Source organism: Microbacterium sp. Marseille-Q6965, assembly GCF_946151065.1.
GTDB lineage: Bacteria > Actinomycetota > Actinomycetes > Actinomycetales > Microbacteriaceae > Microbacterium.
In genome coordinates, this window is the sequence record NZ_CAMGZA010000002.1 from 78,853 (window position 1) to 97,221 (window position 18,369).

At 66.4% G+C, this 18,369-nt stretch carries 22 protein-coding genes and 3 tRNA genes; 11 read left to right on the plus strand and 14 right to left on the minus strand.

The genetic code is table 11. The annotated features are described in order from the left end of the window. The first annotated feature begins 458 nt into the window (after positions 1–458). Positions 459–1,034, plus strand: coding sequence for a hypothetical protein (locus tag N8N77_RS06840; RefSeq protein WP_396652809.1), 576 nt, complete (start codon positions 459–461; stop codon positions 1,032–1,034). Positions 1,035–1,551: 517 nt separating this feature from the next. Here the strand turns inward: N8N77_RS06840 and N8N77_RS06845 are convergent. Next, on the minus strand, positions 1,552–1,788 hold the full coding sequence (locus tag N8N77_RS06845) for a hypothetical protein (protein ID WP_261165750.1): 237 nt from the start codon (positions 1,786–1,788) through the stop codon (positions 1,552–1,554). A gap of 457 nt (positions 1,789–2,245) precedes the next feature. Here N8N77_RS06845 and N8N77_RS06850 point away from each other — a divergent pair, with 457 nt between their 5' ends. Next, positions 2,246–2,800, plus strand: coding sequence for a DUF5067 domain-containing protein (locus N8N77_RS06850; protein WP_261165752.1), 555 nt, complete (start codon positions 2,246–2,248; stop codon positions 2,798–2,800). A gap of 78 nt (positions 2,801–2,878) precedes the next feature. Here N8N77_RS06850 and N8N77_RS06855 read toward each other — a convergent pair whose 3' ends face one another. The 10 genes from N8N77_RS06855 to N8N77_RS06900 form a co-directional block, all read right to left on the minus strand. Then, positions 2,879–5,125, minus strand: coding sequence for a tape measure protein (locus tag N8N77_RS06855; RefSeq protein ID WP_261165754.1), 2,247 nt, complete (start codon positions 5,123–5,125; stop codon positions 2,879–2,881). Next, positions 5,112–5,450: a hypothetical protein gene (locus N8N77_RS06860; protein WP_261165755.1), complete on the minus strand. Its 339-nt coding sequence runs from the start codon at positions 5,448–5,450 to the stop codon at positions 5,112–5,114. Before N8N77_RS06860 ends, N8N77_RS06855 begins: the two co-directional genes overlap by 14 nt. A gap of 275 nt (positions 5,451–5,725) precedes the next feature. Then, positions 5,726–5,971 (minus strand): hypothetical protein, encoded by a 246-nt coding sequence (locus tag N8N77_RS06865; RefSeq protein WP_261165757.1) that lies wholly within the window; start codon positions 5,969–5,971, stop codon positions 5,726–5,728. Continuing rightward, a complete protein-coding gene (locus N8N77_RS06870) occupies positions 5,971–6,516 on the minus strand; it encodes a hypothetical protein (protein WP_261165759.1) in 546 nt (181 codons plus the stop codon). Before N8N77_RS06870 ends, N8N77_RS06865 begins: the two co-directional genes overlap by 1 nt. A 96-nt stretch (positions 6,517–6,612) precedes the next feature. After that, positions 6,613–7,311, minus strand: a complete 699-nt coding sequence (locus N8N77_RS06875) for a hypothetical protein (RefSeq protein WP_261165760.1) — start codon at positions 7,309–7,311, stop codon at positions 6,613–6,615. Between the two features lie 812 nt (positions 7,312–8,123). Continuing rightward, positions 8,124–8,969 carry a helix-turn-helix domain-containing protein gene (locus tag N8N77_RS06880; protein ID WP_261165761.1) on the minus strand — a complete coding sequence of 282 codons (846 nt, stop codon included), beginning with the start codon at positions 8,967–8,969 and terminating at the stop codon, positions 8,124–8,126. A 53-nt stretch (positions 8,970–9,022) separates the two neighbouring features. Then, on the minus strand, positions 9,023–9,268 hold the full coding sequence (locus N8N77_RS06885) for a hypothetical protein (RefSeq protein WP_261165762.1): 246 nt from the start codon (positions 9,266–9,268) through the stop codon (positions 9,023–9,025). Continuing rightward, positions 9,265–9,513: a DUF3039 domain-containing protein gene (locus N8N77_RS06890; RefSeq protein ID WP_261165763.1), complete on the minus strand. Its 249-nt coding sequence runs from the start codon at positions 9,511–9,513 to the stop codon at positions 9,265–9,267. The genes N8N77_RS06885 and N8N77_RS06890 overlap by 4 nt, the downstream gene beginning before the upstream one ends. After that, entirely contained in the window at positions 9,510–9,929 is a 420-nt protein-coding gene (locus N8N77_RS06895) for a hypothetical protein (RefSeq protein WP_261165765.1), read from the minus strand. Before N8N77_RS06895 ends, N8N77_RS06890 begins: the two co-directional genes overlap by 4 nt. 416 nt (positions 9,930–10,345) lie before the next feature. Continuing rightward, on the minus strand, positions 10,346–10,534 hold the full coding sequence (locus N8N77_RS06900; RefSeq protein ID WP_261165767.1) for a helix-turn-helix domain-containing protein: 189 nt from the start codon (positions 10,532–10,534) through the stop codon (positions 10,346–10,348). A 93-nt stretch (positions 10,535–10,627) separates the two neighbouring features. On the opposite strand from N8N77_RS06900, the gene N8N77_RS06905 reads away from it, so the two are divergent. Both N8N77_RS06905 and N8N77_RS06910 read left to right on the plus strand, forming a co-directional pair. Next, positions 10,628–11,191: a helix-turn-helix domain-containing protein gene (locus N8N77_RS06905; RefSeq protein ID WP_261165768.1), complete on the plus strand. Its 564-nt coding sequence runs from the start codon at positions 10,628–10,630 to the stop codon at positions 11,189–11,191. 22 nt (positions 11,192–11,213) lie between these two features. Further along, positions 11,214–12,311, plus strand: coding sequence for a site-specific integrase (locus tag N8N77_RS06910; RefSeq protein ID WP_261165769.1), 1,098 nt, complete (start codon positions 11,214–11,216; stop codon positions 12,309–12,311). Here N8N77_RS06910 and N8N77_RS06915 read toward each other — a convergent pair. Further along, positions 12,302–12,790 (minus strand): YajQ family cyclic di-GMP-binding protein, encoded by a 489-nt coding sequence (locus N8N77_RS06915; protein WP_261165770.1) that lies wholly within the window; start codon positions 12,788–12,790, stop codon positions 12,302–12,304. The genes N8N77_RS06910 and N8N77_RS06915 overlap by 10 nt on opposite strands. Before the next feature lie 116 nt (positions 12,791–12,906). Here N8N77_RS06915 and N8N77_RS06920 point away from each other — a divergent pair, with 116 nt between their 5' ends. Beyond that, entirely contained in the window at positions 12,907–13,434 is a 528-nt protein-coding gene (locus N8N77_RS06920; RefSeq protein ID WP_261165771.1) for a DUF1697 domain-containing protein, read from the plus strand. A gap of 75 nt (positions 13,435–13,509) precedes the next feature. On the opposite strand, the gene N8N77_RS06925 is transcribed toward N8N77_RS06920, so the two are convergent. After that, positions 13,510–13,980, minus strand: a complete 471-nt coding sequence (locus tag N8N77_RS06925; protein WP_261165773.1) for a hypothetical protein — start codon at positions 13,978–13,980, stop codon at positions 13,510–13,512. 76 nt (positions 13,981–14,056) lie between these two features. On the opposite strand from N8N77_RS06925, the gene N8N77_RS06930 reads away from it, so the two are divergent. The 6 genes from N8N77_RS06930 (at position 14,057) to N8N77_RS06955 (ending at position 17,853) form a co-directional block, all read left to right on the plus strand. Next, positions 14,057–14,545 (plus strand): FBP domain-containing protein, encoded by a 489-nt coding sequence (locus tag N8N77_RS06930; protein ID WP_261165775.1) that lies wholly within the window; start codon positions 14,057–14,059, stop codon positions 14,543–14,545. An 88-nt stretch (positions 14,546–14,633) separates the two neighbouring features. Continuing rightward, positions 14,634–14,715 (plus strand) — tRNA-Tyr (locus tag N8N77_RS06935). Between the two features lie 475 nt (positions 14,716–15,190). Further along, on the plus strand, positions 15,191–15,988 hold the full coding sequence (locus N8N77_RS06940) for an inositol monophosphatase family protein (protein ID WP_261165777.1): 798 nt from the start codon (positions 15,191–15,193) through the stop codon (positions 15,986–15,988). 189 nt (positions 15,989–16,177) lie between these two features. Then, positions 16,178–17,614: a M23 family metallopeptidase gene (locus N8N77_RS06945; protein WP_261165778.1), complete on the plus strand. Its 1,437-nt coding sequence runs from the start codon at positions 16,178–16,180 to the stop codon at positions 17,612–17,614. Positions 17,615–17,680: 66 nt separating this feature from the next. Further along, positions 17,681–17,752, plus strand: a tRNA-Thr gene (locus N8N77_RS06950). 24 nt (positions 17,753–17,776) lie between these two features. Next, positions 17,777–17,853 (plus strand) — tRNA-Met (locus tag N8N77_RS06955). A 118-nt stretch (positions 17,854–17,971) separates the two neighbouring features. On the opposite strand, the gene N8N77_RS06960 is transcribed toward N8N77_RS06955, so the two are convergent. Next, complete coding sequence (locus N8N77_RS06960) at positions 17,972–18,262, minus strand: hypothetical protein (RefSeq protein ID WP_261165780.1); 291 nt, start codon at positions 18,260–18,262, stop codon at positions 17,972–17,974. Positions 18,263–18,369 lie beyond the last annotated feature (107 nt).

The following is an 18,369-nucleotide window of genomic DNA, read 5'->3' on the forward strand; positions in this document are numbered from 1 at the left end:
CCCGTCTTGTGGTCACAGGGAGCCGTGGGAGCCCGCCTCTCGGCCGTCCGCCCCTCCGGGCATCATCGACCTATAACGGAACCCCGTGCCGTGGACGAGCTGATCCGGATGCTCGAGGCGTACCGGGACGACCCACCAACGCCGTGCAACTGAGAACCACAACGCTTGAGCTGTTGACAAGCGCGCCGATTACAGCGATGACAAGACCGCACAACAATGAGCAAGATTTGCCCACAACATACGTGAGTCGATAAGCTAGTCACGTAACGCCCCGGGACTCGCTCGGCGATCTGATCGCTGGGACTCCCGGGGCACACTCATATGTGGAGACCGACACACCCGTGGACCCGGCTACCGTCGCAAGCTTTCCTGCGCTCCTCGGTTCCGCGCGGCTCGCTCCTTACGCCAGCCGATACCGGGGGAACGAGCAGCTCGCTCTCCGGCTTCATGCCTGGAACATGGAGCTCAGCACGGCCTTCTGGGGGCCGATCGCGCTTCTCGAGGTCTCCCTGCGCAACAGCATTCATGATGCTCTGCGCGCCGACAGGCAAGACGACTGGTGGAACAACAGCAGTCTCGTGCGAATGGCGTCCCGCGAGGAACGGGCCATCACCCGAGCGTTGGACAAGCTGGCCGACGCTGGCAACTACCACCCAACCGCCGACGACGTAGTCGCATCTACGGCGATGGGATTGTGGGTCGGCCTGCTGGACGTCGGTGTAGCGCGAGACCCGTTCCTCGACTACGAGACAGCGTTGTGGCAGCCGCGGCTGAAGAACGCCTTCCCCCACCGCGGCGGGCACGGGCGCAGACAGATCCACTCCCGACTGAACCGCATTCGCGTGTTCAGGAACCGGATCGCCCACCACGAGCCGATCCACAACAAGAACCCGGCGGGTATGCGCGACCTCATCGTCGAATGCCTCGGCTTCATCCACCCAGACCTGGCTGCATACGTACGCGATGCGCACCGCATCGACGACGTGCTCAATCGGAAGAGAGAAGCCGTGGAGTCCGGGATCTGCGTTCTCTAGATCAACGCGGTTCGGGCTACCGCGTAGAGGATGCGTACCCCCGTCGGTGGGGTACGTGGGAGTCGAGGTAGCGGCGGTGTGCGCGTTCGCAGGCGAGGCGTAGCGAGGTCGCCCACCCGAACAGTTCCCCGTCGACCTCCACCCGATACCTCGGGCCGGCTTCTGTGCGTCGGAGTTCGATGCGGGCGTACTCGGCCCCGAGCGGGTCGATCATCCGCCAGTGCGCGGGCGGCCCCTCCGCCGCCACTTGGATAGGGTGCCAGTCAGCCACGCCGGGAGTGTACGTCTAGCCTGCGACAGGGGCGCTAGAAGCCGATGAGCTCCTCAACCTCACCGAGACGGAGACCGAATCGCAACTGCACCGTGACGACGTGGGAGACGTCAGAATTCTGAGCGGGCGGCTGTGCCATCACCTCGATGCTCTCCACCCTTCCGGACCCTGGGTTTAGACCCCGCTGCTGTTGCAGGTGTTCGAGGATCTTCTCGTCACTAACGGGTACGGAGATGCTTGCCATCGTCAGCCTTCCTTGTTTGTGTCATCGGGTTCGAGCCCCAGCGCGTCGATCGCCCGCACCTCCGCCTCAGCGGCGGCCAGAGCATTCGTCCTCGCCTTGTAGTCACCCCAGCCGTCGGAGCCGAAAAAGGGATTCCCCAGCGGAAGCTCGACGACGAGATCGGTCGCCGCGATCCACAGCCGCGCGCTCACCTGGCCGAACGAGCCGTCCTCGTCGCCGAAGCTCTCCACGAGGAGCAAGTTGCCAGTCTTGATGTCCACCCACCCCCGAGGTACATCCGCCGCGGGCACGGAGCTACCAAGCGCGCGCGGCCACGTCGACCGCGCGAGGGGTGGCGGATCGAAGCGCCTTGCGAAGATTCCGGCGTGCGGTTTCGTGTGTGTTAGGTCGAGCTGCAGCCATGACATGCCTCGATCTTGGCCTGTGCCCTCGCCCGTCCGCCATAGACGTGCCCCGCTGCCCCTCCTCCACCGGCGGCCACCCTCGGTATAAGGCCGATATCCCCCCGTCAGAAAAAACGCGGGTGCAGGACGCAAGTGGGGTGAATCCAAACGACGAGGCCGCTACGCCCGAGAGCATGCTTGTACCGAGCAGCAACAGCCCCGCACCCGGCTGACGCTACGCCGATACACCGACGTATCGCATTCCCGCTACTCTGAGGCGATCCTCCGTCACCCGAAACCAGGAGACCCCCGCATGCGTCACATCAAGACGACCCTCTCTCTCGCGTCCTTTACGATCGCCGCTCTCGCCCTCGCCGGGTGCGCCAGCGCGGACGAAGAGCCGACACCGAGCAGCACTGAAGCTGCCGGCGGTTCGCCCGTCGCAGAGGAAACCAACGAACCGACGTTCGCCGACTCAGTGCTGACGACTTCGGAACTGACGATCACCATCACCGACGTAAAGACCATCCCGGTCGGTGAGCCGGGCAACGAGTATGGCGAGGCTCCGGTGATCGCGTTCTGGTACGACACGACGAACCACACGTCCGAGGACGTGAGCCCCATGCACTGGATCTACTACTTCTCGGCGTTCCAGGACAACGACCCGAACGCGGTCAACGAGCTGGATGTCGCCGCGCTGCCCGACGACCAGTTCCTCAACTCGCAGACGGAGACGATCAAGCAAGGCGGCACGGTCGCGAACGCTGTTGCGTACGCGCTCACCGACACCACCACACCGGTCGAGCTGGTGGCGTCAGCTGATCTCGGTCAAACCGAAATCGGATCGATGACCTTCACTCTGGATTGATCCGACGCCAGGAAGTGCGTACCCGCCAATGCGCCCCACCCGCCCTTCGATGCCAGTTCACGGGTAGGTGGGGCGCTTTCATCGACGCCCCCTCCTGAACGGCGTCGCCGCCGTCGACACGACACCTGACGCCTTCCGCACGACATAGGCTGCGAATTCCTCGTCCCCGACGACCAACGCAAGCTCCCCGGAGAACGCCTCAACCCCGTCACGCACCCCTACAGCCTCAACAGCGGGAGCCGGCATGCGGAGAGCGGCCCCGGCAGCCACAGCGCGGGCAGTGAAATCGACACCGGCGGACATTCCCTGGAACGCCCCCTGCACCTTCCCGGACAGCGCATCAGCAGCCCCCAGAACGCCCCGCTCCCCGCGATAAATGCCCTGCGCGAGTCCCGCGTCCAAGAACTCACCGATCTCCCGCATCTCCCGCGAAGGAGACTGGATACCAAAGAAGCTCTTGATGTTGTCGAGCACATCCCCGGCGACCTGCAACGCCTGATCGATCACACGGCCCGCCGCCTGACCGATACCCACCGCGAGACCCATCAGCAGATCAACACCGGCCTGCACCATCTGCGGGCCCGCGTTCGCGAACGCCCCGACAATGCCGCTGATGATCTGCGGCAGAGCCCCCACGATGGTGGAGATGATCCTCGGCAGGTTGTCGATCAACGCGATCAACAACTTCACACCCGCGTCGATGATCGACGGCAACGCAGGCCCCGTGAAGAACCGGACAAGGGCCGAGATGATCTGCGGAAGCGCCGCGGCGATACCCGAGATGATCTGAGGCATCGCGTTTACGAGGGCGACCAGCAGTGTGATTCCCGCGTCAACGATCATGGGGAGGCTCTGCACGAAGAACGTCGTCAGGGCGGCGATGATCTGCGGCAGAACCGCCACGATCGTGCCGATGATCTGCGGCATCGCGGTCACAAGAGCCGAGAGGAGCTGAAGTCCCGCGTCCATCAACATCGGCAGCGCCGTCATGAGGTACGTGGTGATGGCCGTGATGATCTGGGGCAGCGCCGCGATCAGGATGGGGAGTGCGACGAGCAGTCCCTGGAGGATCCCGTCAAGCAGGGAGATACCGGCCTGCAACACCATCGGGAGCGAGGCGAGGAACGCTGTGATCATCTGCGGAATGATCGTCGCGACGGTCGTGATGATCTGTGGCGCGGCCGCGGCGAGGCCCTGCAGGATCGCTGTCAGAATGCCCATGCCGGACGTGACGAGCGCTGGGAAGGACGCCAGGATCCCGTTGACGAGCTCCATGATCAGCGGGGTTGCCGATGCGGCCAGCTCCGGGAGCCCCGCCACGAACCCCTCGATCAGCGCCTGGTTCGCATCCGAAGCCACCGGCGCGAGGGCGTGGAAGAGGGTCGAGACGTTGCCGAGGAAGTCCTGCAACCCGGCACCCAGACCAGCGATACCGTCCAGAAGCGCGGCGTCGGCGGAATCGAACGACGACTCCACACCAGCCACGTTGTTCAACAGCCCGTCGAGGGCATTCGTGAACGTGTTCAGGCCCGGCAGGAAGTCGTTAGTCAGGGAATCGGTCAGCCCGCCGGAGATCGTTCCGGCCAGGATGTTTCCGCTGTCCTGGAGCGTGGACCACTGCCCCGAAAGCGTCCGCGACGCGTTCTGCATCGCATCATAGAACTGGCCGCCCTCCGCCGTAGCGGTCTGCATAGCCGCCGACAACTCGCCGAAAGACACCTCGCCCGCGGAAACACGGTCCCGCAGCTCCTGCATCGACTCACCGGTCGTAGCCGCGATCTGACCGAGCGGATTGAAGCCCGCGTCGATCATCTGGTTGACGTCCTCAAGCGTCAACCGGCCCGCGGAGGACACCTGCCCGAACACCCGCGACAAACGCTCGAGCTTGTCGCTGTCGCCCATCGAGATATCACCGAGCATCTGCAGCGAAGGCAGGATCTCCTCAGCGGCGATGCCGAACTGCGACAGCATGGTCGCCGAGTTCGCCAGCGTGGGCATCTCGAACGGGGTCGCCGCCGCAAAAGACGTCAACTCCTCGAGCATGTCCTGCGCAGCCTCGCCGGAACCCAGAAGCGACGTGAAACCCGCCTCGAAGTTCTGCATCTCCGCGTTGAACGCGACACCGGCCTTGCCAAGCATCCCCACGCCGGCAACCACCGCCGTACCGACCACCGCAGACGCAGCAAACGCAGCGCCAAAGAGACTCCCCGCGTTGGACCCAGACCTCTCAGCCTCCCCGGAGACCTGGCGGTCGAGCTCCTTACCAAAGCCCTTCGCGGAGGGCGCCACAGTCACCCATGTCGAACCGATCTCAGGCACGACCATCACCTCCCTTCTCCGCGTCCGTCACCGGCCCCTCCGTGGAAACCCCAGACCCTCGCCGCCCGTGCTCACCCAGAACGCCATCACCCAGCACCCACAGGCCCTGCTTCACCCGAGCAACCACAGCCCCAGCGCCACGAACCAGAGACAACACATTCACCAACCGGACGTAGAAACCCAGCACGCCCGACAACACCCGCACCTGCTCCTCAGCCGACAACCCATTCAGGTGCAGCCCCGCAGCCTCCATCGCACGCGGAATCGTCGGCGCATGCAGGAAGGCAGTAATCAAGGACCGCGTTGCGCGATCTTCACGCTCACTCCCCATCAGAAGTTCCTTTCACTAGTCGAACTAGCCACCCCCCACCACCTCCTCCCCGCCCCCGGACGGCCTCCCCCGGCGTAGAGCCTTTTCACACACGGAGGGTTTTTGGCCGGGGCCGCTTGTAGGGCCCTTTCCTCTCTGCTGTTTCCGGTCCCGCCCCCACCAGGGCCGGGGACATCGCCGCAGCCTCCGGGAGCAACGCGTGAAAAAGCCCGGGGGATATCGGCCTTGTGCCGAGGGGAAGGCCGTAGAGGGGAGGGAGGGGGATAGGGGCGGGGCTACAGGATCGTCAGGCCTCGTTTTGCGCTGAGCTGCTTGAGCGTTTCGGCTGGAGTCGGCATGTCTTTGAAGTCGCCTTCGATCTCCACGGAGACCTCGGTTGCGGTGCCGATTCGGAGCATCAGGTTCGGTGCTGGGCAGATGAATCCGCCCCGTTTCCCGACTGCGATGGCTGCTTGTCCCAGCGTTCGTGCGTCATCGTCCGGCAGGTCAAACGTGTGCGTCCCGATGGTGACGCGTCCCATCAGCTCACCGTGTAGGTCATCGAGCGCACGAACTGGGCATTGAAGCCGTCGAGGAATCCGTGCAGCTCGTTGAGCTCGTTGATGTACTCGACTGCGCGGGGGTAGCTTTCGGCTGCTCGGTCGACGACGCGGGTCCATCCGGTGCCGACTGCCCGGCGGAGTACGGCGTATGCGAGGGAACGGTCGCCGGCGTGGATGGCGCGTTCGAGGAGCCGGTATGCCTCGTTGTCGTTCTCGACCCGGTCGGCTCGTTCCTCGGCGTCGCGCAACGCGATGATGTCGGCGCCCGAGGATCCGTCTGCTCGGTGTAGCGACTTGTTGAGCGCGTCGATCCTCTCGCGCACCACGTTGAGCTCTTGTTCCTGCAGATCAGCCATACGCGTGCGGAGTCGAGTCCGTTCCTCGTCGATGAGCTCTGACTTGGCGGTGCTCGTGTAGCGGGTGTCGGATTCGACTCCTGCCTTGAAGTCGAGGAACTGGCGGTGCTCGGTGTTGGCCTGTTCGCGCAGCTGGTCGATCTTCGCGCTGATGTGTTCGAGGCTCATAGGGTTGTTGTCCTTCCGTCGATGTATGTGCGGGCTGCGTTCATCGCGATCACGCACGTGTTCCTGTTCCGCTGGTGAAGAGCCGCCTCTCTCGCATCAGAGGACTGTCCACTCGGCATAGGACTCGCCGTCGAGCGGTCCGTAGGGCGCAAAGGCGCCGTTGGCGTTGACGCGGACACGGATGAAGGACAGCGAGGTGTCCGACGATCGTGCCTCGACGTTCACCGTGCGCGACGGACGCCCCCACAATGGGAGGTTGAAAGCCGTCGACCCTGCGGTGCCGCCAAACACGCCGCCGCGGTACATCGTCTGGAACCCGATGCGTGTGAGCTGGGGACTGAGGTTTCCAGAGTTCCCGGACCACCCGGACGCGGGAGTGAGGTTGGTCCACGGCCAGTACGCCCACTCAGTTCCGGTCCACGGGGCTCGAACACCACCGATGATCGCCTCGTCGCCGGGGATCAGCAGCGACCCGTTCGCCGCAGCCCAGGCGGTCGCTGTGTCCTTGTCGGGGAAGTTGAGTGTGCCCGACCCGGGGATCCACAACGACCCGTCGTAGCTGTACTCGACCCGGTGCAGGCCGGGGGCGTCCGCGCGCACGACAACGATGGGGTTTGCGGCCGAAGGCCCGGCCCCCTCCGCGGTCAGGTTCGCGACCACCTGAGCACGCTCAGTCGCGTTTGCCACCGGGATCACGTCGTGGATCGAATTGCCGAACGACTCAAAGATCGTCGCCCGCGAGACCGACTGGTCCGCCCCGGACGGAATTGTGTGCTTACGGCTGTTCAACGCCATGGTCAACTCCCTCTCGCGCGCTCGTGTTGTGGGGCAGGTTCACCCTCATGTCTTCCTCTTTCCTTGGATGTATGTCCGAGCAGTGGAGGATGTGACCGCCCAGGTACTGCCGGTTTTTGTTGCGGGAAGGTCGCCCTTCTCGATGTGCAGTCGGATGGTCCGTTCGGACTGTCCTGTCGCTCGTGCGAGTTGTTTGACGCTCCACCACTCACGCTCCTCCGATTCCGCGTGATGCCGCGGTTCGATGCCGGGCTCGGCAGTGAAGGCGCAGATCGTGAGTTCGGTGAGGAGTGCGTATAGCGCTGTGTTCCCGACGCGGTTTCGTGTGCGCAGTTCTCCGAGACGCGCGGCCTGGTAGAGCATCCGCGCATCTTGTGGGGTGAGGACGAGCGATCCCGGCTCAATGCGTTGGGTCATCCGCTCACCTCGAACAGCGATTCCCGGGGGAGATCGCCGGACTCGCGTAGCTGTGCGTAGTGCGCGTTGAGTTCCCGGGCGAACTCGGCGGGGTTGTCCCATGCGCTGGTCATGGCGTCGAAGTTGTGTGGCTTTGGTGAGCGGCGAGTCATGGAAGTTCCTTCCCGTAGAACTGGCCACCCCAGAAACCAGCGAACGCCACCCCTCGTGGGATGGCGTTCGCGTAGGAGCGGCAGTGGACTATTAGTGGACAGGCCCTGCATGTGTCCCGCATCTCTCGGACCTCTTGTGGTCTGAGAGCGTCTGCGGTGAATCGGTCGTCGTTCTGACATGCGGGGGAGTGGGAGAGCATGGCCGTGCTGAGCGCTTCATACTCGCTTCCGCCGTTCTTCATGTCATGCGCTCCTGTTCTCCGCGAGGCGGAATCCGTAGTCCCAGACGCTGTCTGGTCGTCCTGCCGTGTCCGCGAACTCCTTCCCCGCGGGGCTTAGCGCTTCGTACTCGGGTGATCCGTACTCGGGATACTCGTGTTCGTCTGGGCGGCCGAGAGCGCGGAGGTAGCTGCGGATCTGGTGGGTTGCTTCGGGGCGGGTGAACTTCCGCCACCGCGCGATCTGTAGATCGTTCGCCTGCTCGTGGTGAAGCTGCAGTACGAGATCCCGCAGGTACGCGATCTGGGCTTCTGTTGCTGTGGGGGTCTCGTCGAAGGAGAAGAGGTCGCACGCACTTTCCCCGAAAGTGCGTGTCAGGTCTTCTTCATGGGTGTTCTTCTCATGGGTCTTCTTAGAGGGACTCGGAGTCCGTGGGGATGCGGACTGGGAGTCCTCGGGTGGCGACTCAGGGGCCCTGGGCTTGGAGTGCTCCGCCGAGCCCAAAGACTCCGAGTCCGTGGGTTTGCGGCGCTTCGGTATACGACGACCTCGTGCGCTGACCGACCAGTCGAACCCGGCGACATCGGTCGGCAGGGCGACCTCGTACTCATTCGAGACGTTCACCGTGAGGTCCTTCCGACGACGCACGCGGATCATGCCCCGGGCCTCGAGCTTCGGAATCACCCGCTGCACGGTCTTCCGTGACACCCGCGCCCGATCAGCGATCGTCGTGAACCCCGGCCAGCACTTACCCGTCTCCGGGTCGCGGAACCGCAGAAGGGCCATGTACACGACCAGCTCGTGCAAGCTCAGGTCGCTGTCGTCGAGGAGCCAGTGAGGAAGCATTGTGAAGTTCGACCGCTTAGCCATCCGCACCGCCTCTCAAAGGGGAAGGGCCGGCCCCGTAGGACCGGCCCTGACTGTTAGTCATCGAGCTCCCGAAGCCGCTCATCGACATCGGCAGAACGCCTGAGAGGGCCTCGCGCATCGATGACCTCTTGTGCGAGAACACGCAGCCTCGCGGCGAGTGCCAGGGCGCGCCCGGGTTCGAGGGCGAGGGCCGGATCACCGTCCTCGGCAAGGACGATTACTGCGTCCGGTAGCCCGGTGTCGGGGTTGTAGCCGAGGGCGCTCTGGTCCGCGGCCAGCGTGATGTTGAGCCAGTTCATGCGTGCACCTCCTGGGGGACGTTCGCCTCAGCGTCATCAGTGAGCGCGCTGTAGAAGAGTTCGCACGCCGGACAGGTCAGGAGGTCGCGCGAAGCGGTCTCGCTGCCCGGAATCGCCCGCTCGCCCTGGGACTCGACGACCCACACGTCGCCGCACAGAGCTCTAGCGGGAACCCCGAGCACAATCGACCGCGTGATGGCTCGCTTTGACACGTAGTGGTTGAAGGCTTCGGAGGGACCGTTCACGAGTACACCTCCGTCTCAGCGGTGACGACGAGAGCGCGCTCCCGAGTCGTCGCCAGGTCGACGTGCTCGACGATCTGCGCGAACTCCTCGGCCACGTTCACCGGGGTCCCAATTGTCGTCTTCAGCGCGTACGTACCATCCGGGCGCTGGCGGCGTGCCCACGGTGTGCCCGGCCAGTTCCCGTTCCTCACCGCCAGCGACCGGAGGAGGCGGATGAGCGCGGGGACTCTCGCGATCGACGCGTCGGGGAACATGTGAACTGCCATTCGCCGTTGCGAGGGAATCTTGACGAGACTCGCGTCAAACCGGCACAAGGCGTCGTCGACGCTGAGATCCAGATGGCTTGCGTGGGCTGCGACGCCGGCGGTAACCCGAATGGTCCAGCCATTCACGACGGACTGGTAGAGATTAGTCACAGCGCGACCCCCCTCGCGATTAGGTGGGCATTGCTCTGGTCTTGCGGGCAGACCTCGATAGTGATCGCTTCTTGCGATAGCATGTCTAGTGACTTCCTTCCTTCACCTGGGGGATTCATCGCCCTCGCGAGCTGCTGCAACAGCCGCGGGGGCATTTTTCTTGTGTGCACGGATCGTGTTTCGTCCGCGACGTGTGAGCGTGAACGTCAAGTGAGGCATGACGGCCTCTACCAACGCGTTCCGCTTGATCCTGAACACCGTGACGCCTCGGGCGTCGATGACCTGGAAGTCGTCATCAGGGGCGGCGTGCAACAGGTTCCTGACGGCTGTCTCTCCAGTGGGGTCGCGATACCAGAGGGGTCCGTCTCGCTCGGGGTGGGTCGGGCCAGCAGCATCCGACCGAGGCGATGTGCTCGTCATCCGGCCTCCGCGAACGCGTTCTCGAAGAAGCGATCGAGCTGCGCCTGCGTGACTACACGCCGACCGGCGAGCTTGGTCGACTCGAGCTGACCGGTGTGTAGGAGCCAACGGACGGAAGCCTCGGAGCGTCGCAGCTCCGTTGCCACCTCCGGGACGAAATAGAAGCGCTGTCGGGCGTGGCTCATGGTCACTCTCCTTTCTAGTGATGGATGACTGGCGTTCCGAGTTAACCATGAGAATTAGTCGTACGCAACTGGGAAACGCGGTACGGTGTTGATATGACGAGAGACGAACTGATTGGTCGACAGCTCGCGCGACTCCGCGGAACGATGTCGCAGAAGGAGCTCGCCGAGCGTATGCGTGACCTCGGCTGGAAGTGGTCTCAGTCGACCGTGTGGAGTATTGAGAAGGGTGAGCGCCCGCTCCGCCTCGCAGAGGCGCAGGATCTGTTGCCGATATTTGATCTCGTCTCAATCCACGAACTCATCGGACCTTCGTGGGACCGGAACCTTGCTGAGCTGATCCAGCGTGTGGTCAACACAAGGGAGTCGGCGCTTCGAGCCATCCACGCGTATAACCATGCCCGGCTCGATCTCGCAATCGCGGCGGACGAGGAGCGCATCCAGGACGAGCCGTCCGCGCACTTGCGGAATCTCGCCGATGTAGTCGGCATTGGGCCGATCGAGCTGGCCGAGTACTACGAGCGATGGGCCACCAACCCGAGCGAAGGAGATGTGCCCAAGACTCGAGAGACGGCGAAGGCGGTATGGGACGGCGAGGAGGATGACTCGTTCATGTCCCTCTTCTTCTCCACAAGCGGGTATCGAGGGGACCGTGGCTAGCATCAAGCAGCGGCCAGAAGGGGTGTGGCGGGCGCGCTACCGCGACGAGAACGGCAAGGAGCATGCCCGGCACTTCAAGCTGAAGCGAGACGCGCAGCGCTGGCTCGACGAGCAGACAGCCGCGATCGTCACGGGACAGTACGCGGATCCCGTGGCAGGGAAGATCACCTGGACGCGCTGGGTCGAGCTGTGGCGTGACAGGCAGACGTGGGCCGATGGAACGCGAGACGCCGCGACGACGGCGTGCAAGTCCGTTCCGTGGGGGGATCGCGCGCTCAAGTCCATCCGGCCGAGCGACGTGCAGTCCTGGGTCAGGGCCGAGCAGAGGCGCGGGTTGAAGCCCTCGACGATCAAGACCCGCCTGAACTACGTCAGCATGGCGTTCCGCGCCGCGGCGGCGGACAAGCGGATCGCGACGAACCCCGCGGAGGGCGTCAGCGCCCCCCGACAGCGCCGTGCGGCCGCAGCGATGCAGTTGCTCACGCCCGAGCAGGTTCGTGCGGCCCTCGACGTTGCAGGCATCTTCAGGCCCTTCGTCGCCGTGTGCGCGTTCGCCGGCCTACGGCTCGGAGAGGCCGCCGGCTTGCGGGTGCGCGACGTGGACTTCCTTCGCCGCACGATCCGTGTCGAGCAGCAGGTGCAGGGGTCGACGATCAAGGAGGCGAAAATCGTTCCACCCAAGTACGGGCAGGAGCGCACCATCCCCGTCCCCGACGAGTTGATCACGATTCTCGCGGCTCATCTCGCGGAGCATGGTGGATCGGGTGATGACCTCTTGTTCCGCAACCAGCTGGGCCGCATGTGGAACCGGAACAGCGCAGGCGAGGAGTGGCGCCGGATCCGCGAGGCCGCGGGGCTCGGTGACGTCACGCTGCACGATTGCCGCCACTCGTACGCCTCGAGCCTGATCGCTTCCGGGTGCGATGTGGTGACGGTTCAGCATGCGCTCGGGCATGCGCAGCCGTCGATCACGCTCAACACGTACGCACACCTGTGGCCGTCCGCTGAGGACAAGACGCGGGCTGCGGCGGCCGAGTTCGCCCGGACTGTGCTCGATTCAGCGGACCCTGCGCGGACTGAGGGTACAAAAGCCCAGGTCAGGAGCTCAGCTCACCGGTAGTTGACGAACTGGAGGTCGATGTCGAGGTCCTTCGACTTCAGCAGGCGGATGACCTCCTGCAGGTCGTCGCGGCTCTTGCTCGAGACGCGCAGCTCGTCGCCCTGGATCTGGCTCTTGACGCCCTTGGGGCCCTCGTCGCGGATGATCTTGCCGATCTTCTTCGCGTTGTCCTGATCGATCCCGTTCTTCAGGCTCGAGACGATCCGGTACTCCTTGCCGCTGGCCTGCGGCTCGCCGGAGTCGAGGCTCTTCAGCGAGATGCCGCGCTTGATGAGCTTGGACTGGAAGACGTCGAGCGCCGCGAGCGCGCGGTCGTCGCTGTTCGCCTTGATGAGGATCTGCTCGCCGATCCACTCGATGGAGGCGTCGGTGCCGCGGAAGTCGTAACGCTGCTCGATCTCCTTGCGCGCCTGATTGAGGGCGTTGTCGGCCTCCTGGCGGTCGACCTTGGAGACGATGTCGAAGGAGCTGTCTGCCATACGGCCAACCTAACCCGTCGCGCCGATCCTGCGCATCAGGCGGAGGGGCCGGGCCCGCCGTCTTCCCGGCGCGATCGCGGTCCCCGATCGGCGCGTCGGCCCGCTAGCGTCGGGCCATGCGGTACGTCGCGTTCCTCCGGAACGTCAACCAGGGTCAGTCGGGTCATCCCTCGACGGACGACATCCGGGGCGCCTTCGCGGATGCCGGGTGCCCCGACGCCATGCTCTTCCAGAGCAACGGCACCGTGGTCTTCGCTGCCGACGACCTGCCCCGCGTGCTCGAGACCGTCACCGCGTCGATCGCCGCGCGATCGGGCCGGGAGCGCGATGTCTTCGCGATCCCGTTCGACGACCTCGCCGAAGCCGTCGACGCGCACGCCGGCGTCATGACGCCGCGCCGCTTCGAGTTCACACTGCACGGAGGCGGGAGGATCGATCCCGAGAACCCGCAGGCGATCCGAGAGGCCGCCGCGCGACGCTGCGCGATCGTCGACGCGGGCGACGATTGGGCGCTGCTGCGAAACGAGCGCGACGGCGACGGCAACGCCACCCCCGTGATCGAGCGTCTCACGGGCGGACCCGCCTCCTCTCGCGGCCTGCCGACCCTCGTGCGCCTCGTGGACCGGTTCGCCGATCGGGGGTGAGACCCGATCAGCCGAGCCACTCGGAATCTCGCCTCGCGCACTCGCTCTCGGCACACGGCGCCGACGGTGCGCGGTTCAGTACCCGTAGACGTTCTCGGAGATCTGGACCGCGCCGTCGGGCGCGGGCATGCCGTCCGCGACGACCACGAAGTGACCGGCCTCTCCGGATGTCACCAGTCCGCTCTCCCCGCCGCATCCGACGACCCAGGCCTCGTCGTCCCGGTAGGAGAGCAGGCAGACGGATCCCGGGTCCTCACCTCTCATGATCCAAAGGGACGCGCCCTCGTGCTCGCCGACGGCGCGCGCGGAGTCGAAGTCGGCCCCGCCGGCCGCGCGGGCCGGAAGGTCCGCGGGAACGGCGTCCGCCGCCTGTGCCTCGCGCTCGAGCACGGCGTACGACGAGGAGCTTGCGCAGCCGGCCAGGGCGAGCGCTGAACACGTCGCGAGGATGCCGAAGAGGGCGCGCCGGGCACCGTGTGGGGTCGCGTCCTCCGCGCGGGATGCGAGGCGTGCGAGCCGCTGCGAGTCATCGACGTGAGGCGTCATGGCCCGAATCTAGCGACCACGGCCCCGCCGTCGCGAGCGATTCGTAGACTGGCGGGCGACCGGAGGGAGGACGCAGATGCGACCGATGACCGAGCAGGAGGTGCTCGATTCGCTCGTGAACGCCACGCCCGACGAGCGGAGGGTGGCGGCGCTGCCGCACGACTTCCCGTTGATGGAGTGGGATCACCTCGACTTCCTGGCGTGGGCCGATCCGCACTCGCGGGGGCGCGGATACATCGTGGCCGAGATCGACGGCGAGCCGACGGGCGTGGTCCTGCGTCGGGCGAACGGATCGTCGCGCGCCCACTCCGCCTTCTGCAACATCTGCCGCACGATGCAGCCGGGCAACCAGGTGGCGCTGTTCACCGCCCGCAAGGCGGGGGAGGAGGGCGAGCTCGGTAACAGTGTGGGCACCTACATCTGCGCGGACCTGTCGTGCCACGAGAACGTGCGGCTGGCGCTGCCGCTCGCGCCGAACGAATACCGCACCAGCGTGGACATGAAGATCGACGGCACCGCGCGTCGTTCGCGGGAGTTCGTCGCGCGCGTCGCCGACGCGGCCTGACGAGACGATTTCGGCGCGGCGCCGGCACCGGCTACTATGGATGTTCGCGCCTCCGGTTGGCTGCATAAGTCAGCCGGGTGCGCATCCTGGTAGGTTGCCCGAGCGGCCAAAGGGATCTGACTGTAAATCAGACGGCACTGCCTTCGGGGGTTCGAATCCCTCACCTACCACGGACCACAAGAGGCCCGATCGGGAGCACGCGCTCCGGATCGGGCCTCTTGCCGTTGCGGCGCCACGTCGGCGGCCCGGTCGATGCGAACACCGAACCGCCCCGCCCAGGGAGCGACGCTCAACCCGGGCGGGGCGATGGTGGTGATGGTGGAAGCGGGACCCGAACCCGCGCCACCGCGCTGATCTTCCTTCCCCCGAAGGATCTGTCAGGCGTGTAAATAGGATGCCAGGACTGGCGTCGCGATGCCGAGGCTTGACACCGGCGCTTGTTCGGGTTAGCGCATTCGTGCCTCGACAGAGGCCGCCCCTCCCGAGGAGCTCGCTCGAACTCGGAAGGGACGGCCTAGTCAGGAAACGCGGGCACCGCCAGACATTACGCGCCGAACGCGGCGAAGGGAAGAGCGGTCTCCGTAACGGTCGGGGCGACGACCCCCTCCGCACCGAGTGTTCACCCGGCGCGGATAGCGTGGGGGCATGACGGCTCCTGGGGAATTGCGGGCTCTCGCGCGCGAGATCGCGGCGGAGGCCGCGGAGCTGGCCGCGCGGCGGCGTGCGGAGGGCGTGGCGATCGCCGCGAGCAAGTCGACCCTCGCCGACATCGTGACCGAGGCCGACCGCGAGGTCGAGGCACTCATCCGCGCTCGCCTCGCCGCGCACCGACCGGACGACGCCTTCTTCGGCGAGGAATCGGGAACGGACACCGGGACCTCCGGGATCACCTGGGTGGTGGATCCGATCGACGGCACGGTGAACTACGCGTTCGGCATGCCGGCCTGGGCAGTGAGCATCGGCGTGGTCGAGGGGGGCGCCGATCCGATGACCTGGCACGCCCTCGCAGGGGTCGTGCACGCCCCGGTGCTGGGGGAGGTGTTCGAGGCGGCCGCGGGCGACGGCGCCTGGCTCGGCGGTCGGCGCCTCGCGGTCACGCGCGAAGCCCCCGCGGGGGCGCTCATCGCCACGGGCTTCAGCTACGACGCGGCGTCGCGGCAGGAGCAGCTCGCCCTCGTGCAGCGGGTCATGCCGCTCGCGCGCGACCTGCGCCGCATCGGTGCGGCGTCGCTCGACCTCGCGTACGTGGCGGCGGGTCGCCTCGATGCCTATTACGAGCGCGGGCTGCGTCCGTGGGACCTGGCGGCGGGGACGCTGCTGGTGCAGGAGGCCGGCGGCCGTGTCGGCTGGCACCCGGCCGACGAGCGCGGGCGCGCGATGGTGGTGACCGGCGGGCCGGCGATCTTCGACGAGCTCTATGCCGCTGTCGCCCCCTCCGCCTGAGCGGCTCACGCGAGAATTAACACGTTCGTTTCCGAAGGACGCGGCGTGGACTGGCGATGTCCAGGTTCGTCCGGGTAGGGTGGGGTTACCCGATCGTTATAGTCCGTACCCGAAGGGCTAGCGCGGTCGGTCCCCGACACACGAGTGCCGTTCCCCCGCGGCATCCGACCTGAAGGTTTTCGTACCCCCGTGCTTCACGATCTCTCCTCGGCCGAGCAGCAGACGCCCCTGTCGCGGCGCGCGCTTCGCGCTCAGGCCGCCGGCCTTGCCGCCGCCCTTGCCCAGGCGGAGCTTGCGGAATCGTCGGAACGCGCCGTGGCGGTTCCCGAGCGGCGCTCGACCGACGTCGTGGCGAAGGCGGAGACGCCGACAGAGCTGGCCGTTCCCGCGGCCGCCGCGCCTGTGGTGCCGAGCCGGCAGGCTCCTCCCGCCCCGCGCGAGCGGACCCAGCCGGACGCCGCCACCGCGCCGTTGACGCGCCGCCAGCGCCGTGCTCTCGCGCAGTCGCCGGCGAAGAAGCCCGTCGAGCTGGTCTCGGTCGAGATGGGCGAGACCGCAGCGATGCCTGCGGACGACGTGCGCATCTCGGACGCGACGGCCAGCGAGACGACGGTGCTCGACGAGGCGCCGGCCCCCGAGGTCATCAGCCCCACCGAGCCGGCCGAGCAGCCGGCCCCCGCCGCGGAGGACGCGCACGAGGATGAGTCCGCACCCGGGCAGGACCCGTTCCTCGAGGCCGTCCGGGCGTTCGAGGCGACGGGCGAGACGCCGATCATCCGTGAGGCCGCCGCGCCGGAGGCCGACCAGGAGGCGACGCACGTCGCTCCCCGTCGCCCGCGTCGGCTGCGCCGTGTGCTGACCACGACGACCGCCTCGCTCGGCGTCATGGGCATCGTCGGCACGCTCGCGGTCGGGCTCACCACGCCCATCGGCGCTCTCGCCGCGCCCGCCGAGGGTGAGAACCCCGCCGCGCTGGCGGCGACGACGGAGCCCGCCGAGTCGTCGAAGAGCGCAGGGGACGACATCCAGGCCTTCGTCGCGCCCGCCGACGTGACGGCCGAGGCGCTCGAGGCCTCCAGCTCGTATGCCTCGACGAGCTACCGCGAGCTGGCCGCCGCGGAGGGCATCAATGTCTCCGATGCGGCGTTCACGAATGACCCGACCGCCGACATCCAGTGGCCGTTCCTCGTCGGCGTCGGCATCAGCTCGCCCTACGGGCAGCGTTGGGGGCGCCTGCACGAGGGGCTCGATTTCGTCCCGGGCGAGGGCGCGCCTGTGCAGGCGGTCGCCGACGGAACCGTCCGCATCGCCACCGAGGCCGGCGGCGCATACGGCGTGAACGTCTACATCGACCACATCATCGACGGCGAGCTCGTCACGAGCCACTACGCGCACATGCAGTACGGCTCGCTGCGTGTCGTGCCGGGGCAGCGCGTCGAGGTCGGTGACATCGTCGGTCTCACGGGCAACACCGGTCGCTCCTTCGGTGCGCACCTGCACTTCGAGATCATCGTCGGCGGCTCGCGCATCGACCCGATGCCGTGGCTGCAGAAGTGGGCCGGCACGCACTTCCCGGACGAGGCCGTCGCCGAGCCGGCGGCCGAGTCCGACACGTCGGAGGGATGAGGCCCGGTTCGTGAAGGACCGTGGCGAGATGGTATTCTCTTCTGGTTGCCCGCAAGCGGGCGGCACGCCCCGATAGCTCAGTGGCAGAGCACTTCCATGGTAAGGAAGGGGTCGTCAGTTCAATCCTGACTCGGGGCTCGCAGCATCTACGGATGCAGTCGCGGCGGAGTAGCTCAGTTGGTGAGAGCGCACGACTCATAATCGTGAGGTCGCGGGTTCGAGTCCCGCCTCCGCTACCAATCCGCCTCCAGGAGACCCGTGATCGGGTCTCGTGGAGGCTATCTTCGTTTCGGGCACGAAAGAGGCGCGATGTCCGCACCTCACTCGGTGCCCGACATCGCGCCTCCGTCGGGGGCGTCACGCCACGGGTGCGGCGGCTCCCTCACGGCAGAGGTCGCGGATCGCCGCGGTGATGCTGCTGCGGGCGCCCAGCGGGCGGGTCTCGCCGAGGTGCGAGCCGGCGAGGCATTCCCAGCCGTCCTCCGTCGCGCACACGTAGCCCTGCACGGCGTCGTCGAGCAGGATCTGGTAGCAGTCCAGGCCGACCGGGACGATCGTGGCTTCCGGGGCGCGGCCGAGCGCGGGGTGTCCCGAGCTCATCGGTGCCGAGGTGCGCACCGGGCGGGCAGGGGCGGTCGGGTCGGTCATCAGTGTCATGGTCTCTCCGATCTCGACGTCGCAATCACATCGTTGTACTCACCACTATCGGGACGAGACGCGCTTCCTCAGAATCGAGGGTGAAGGCTTGACGACCC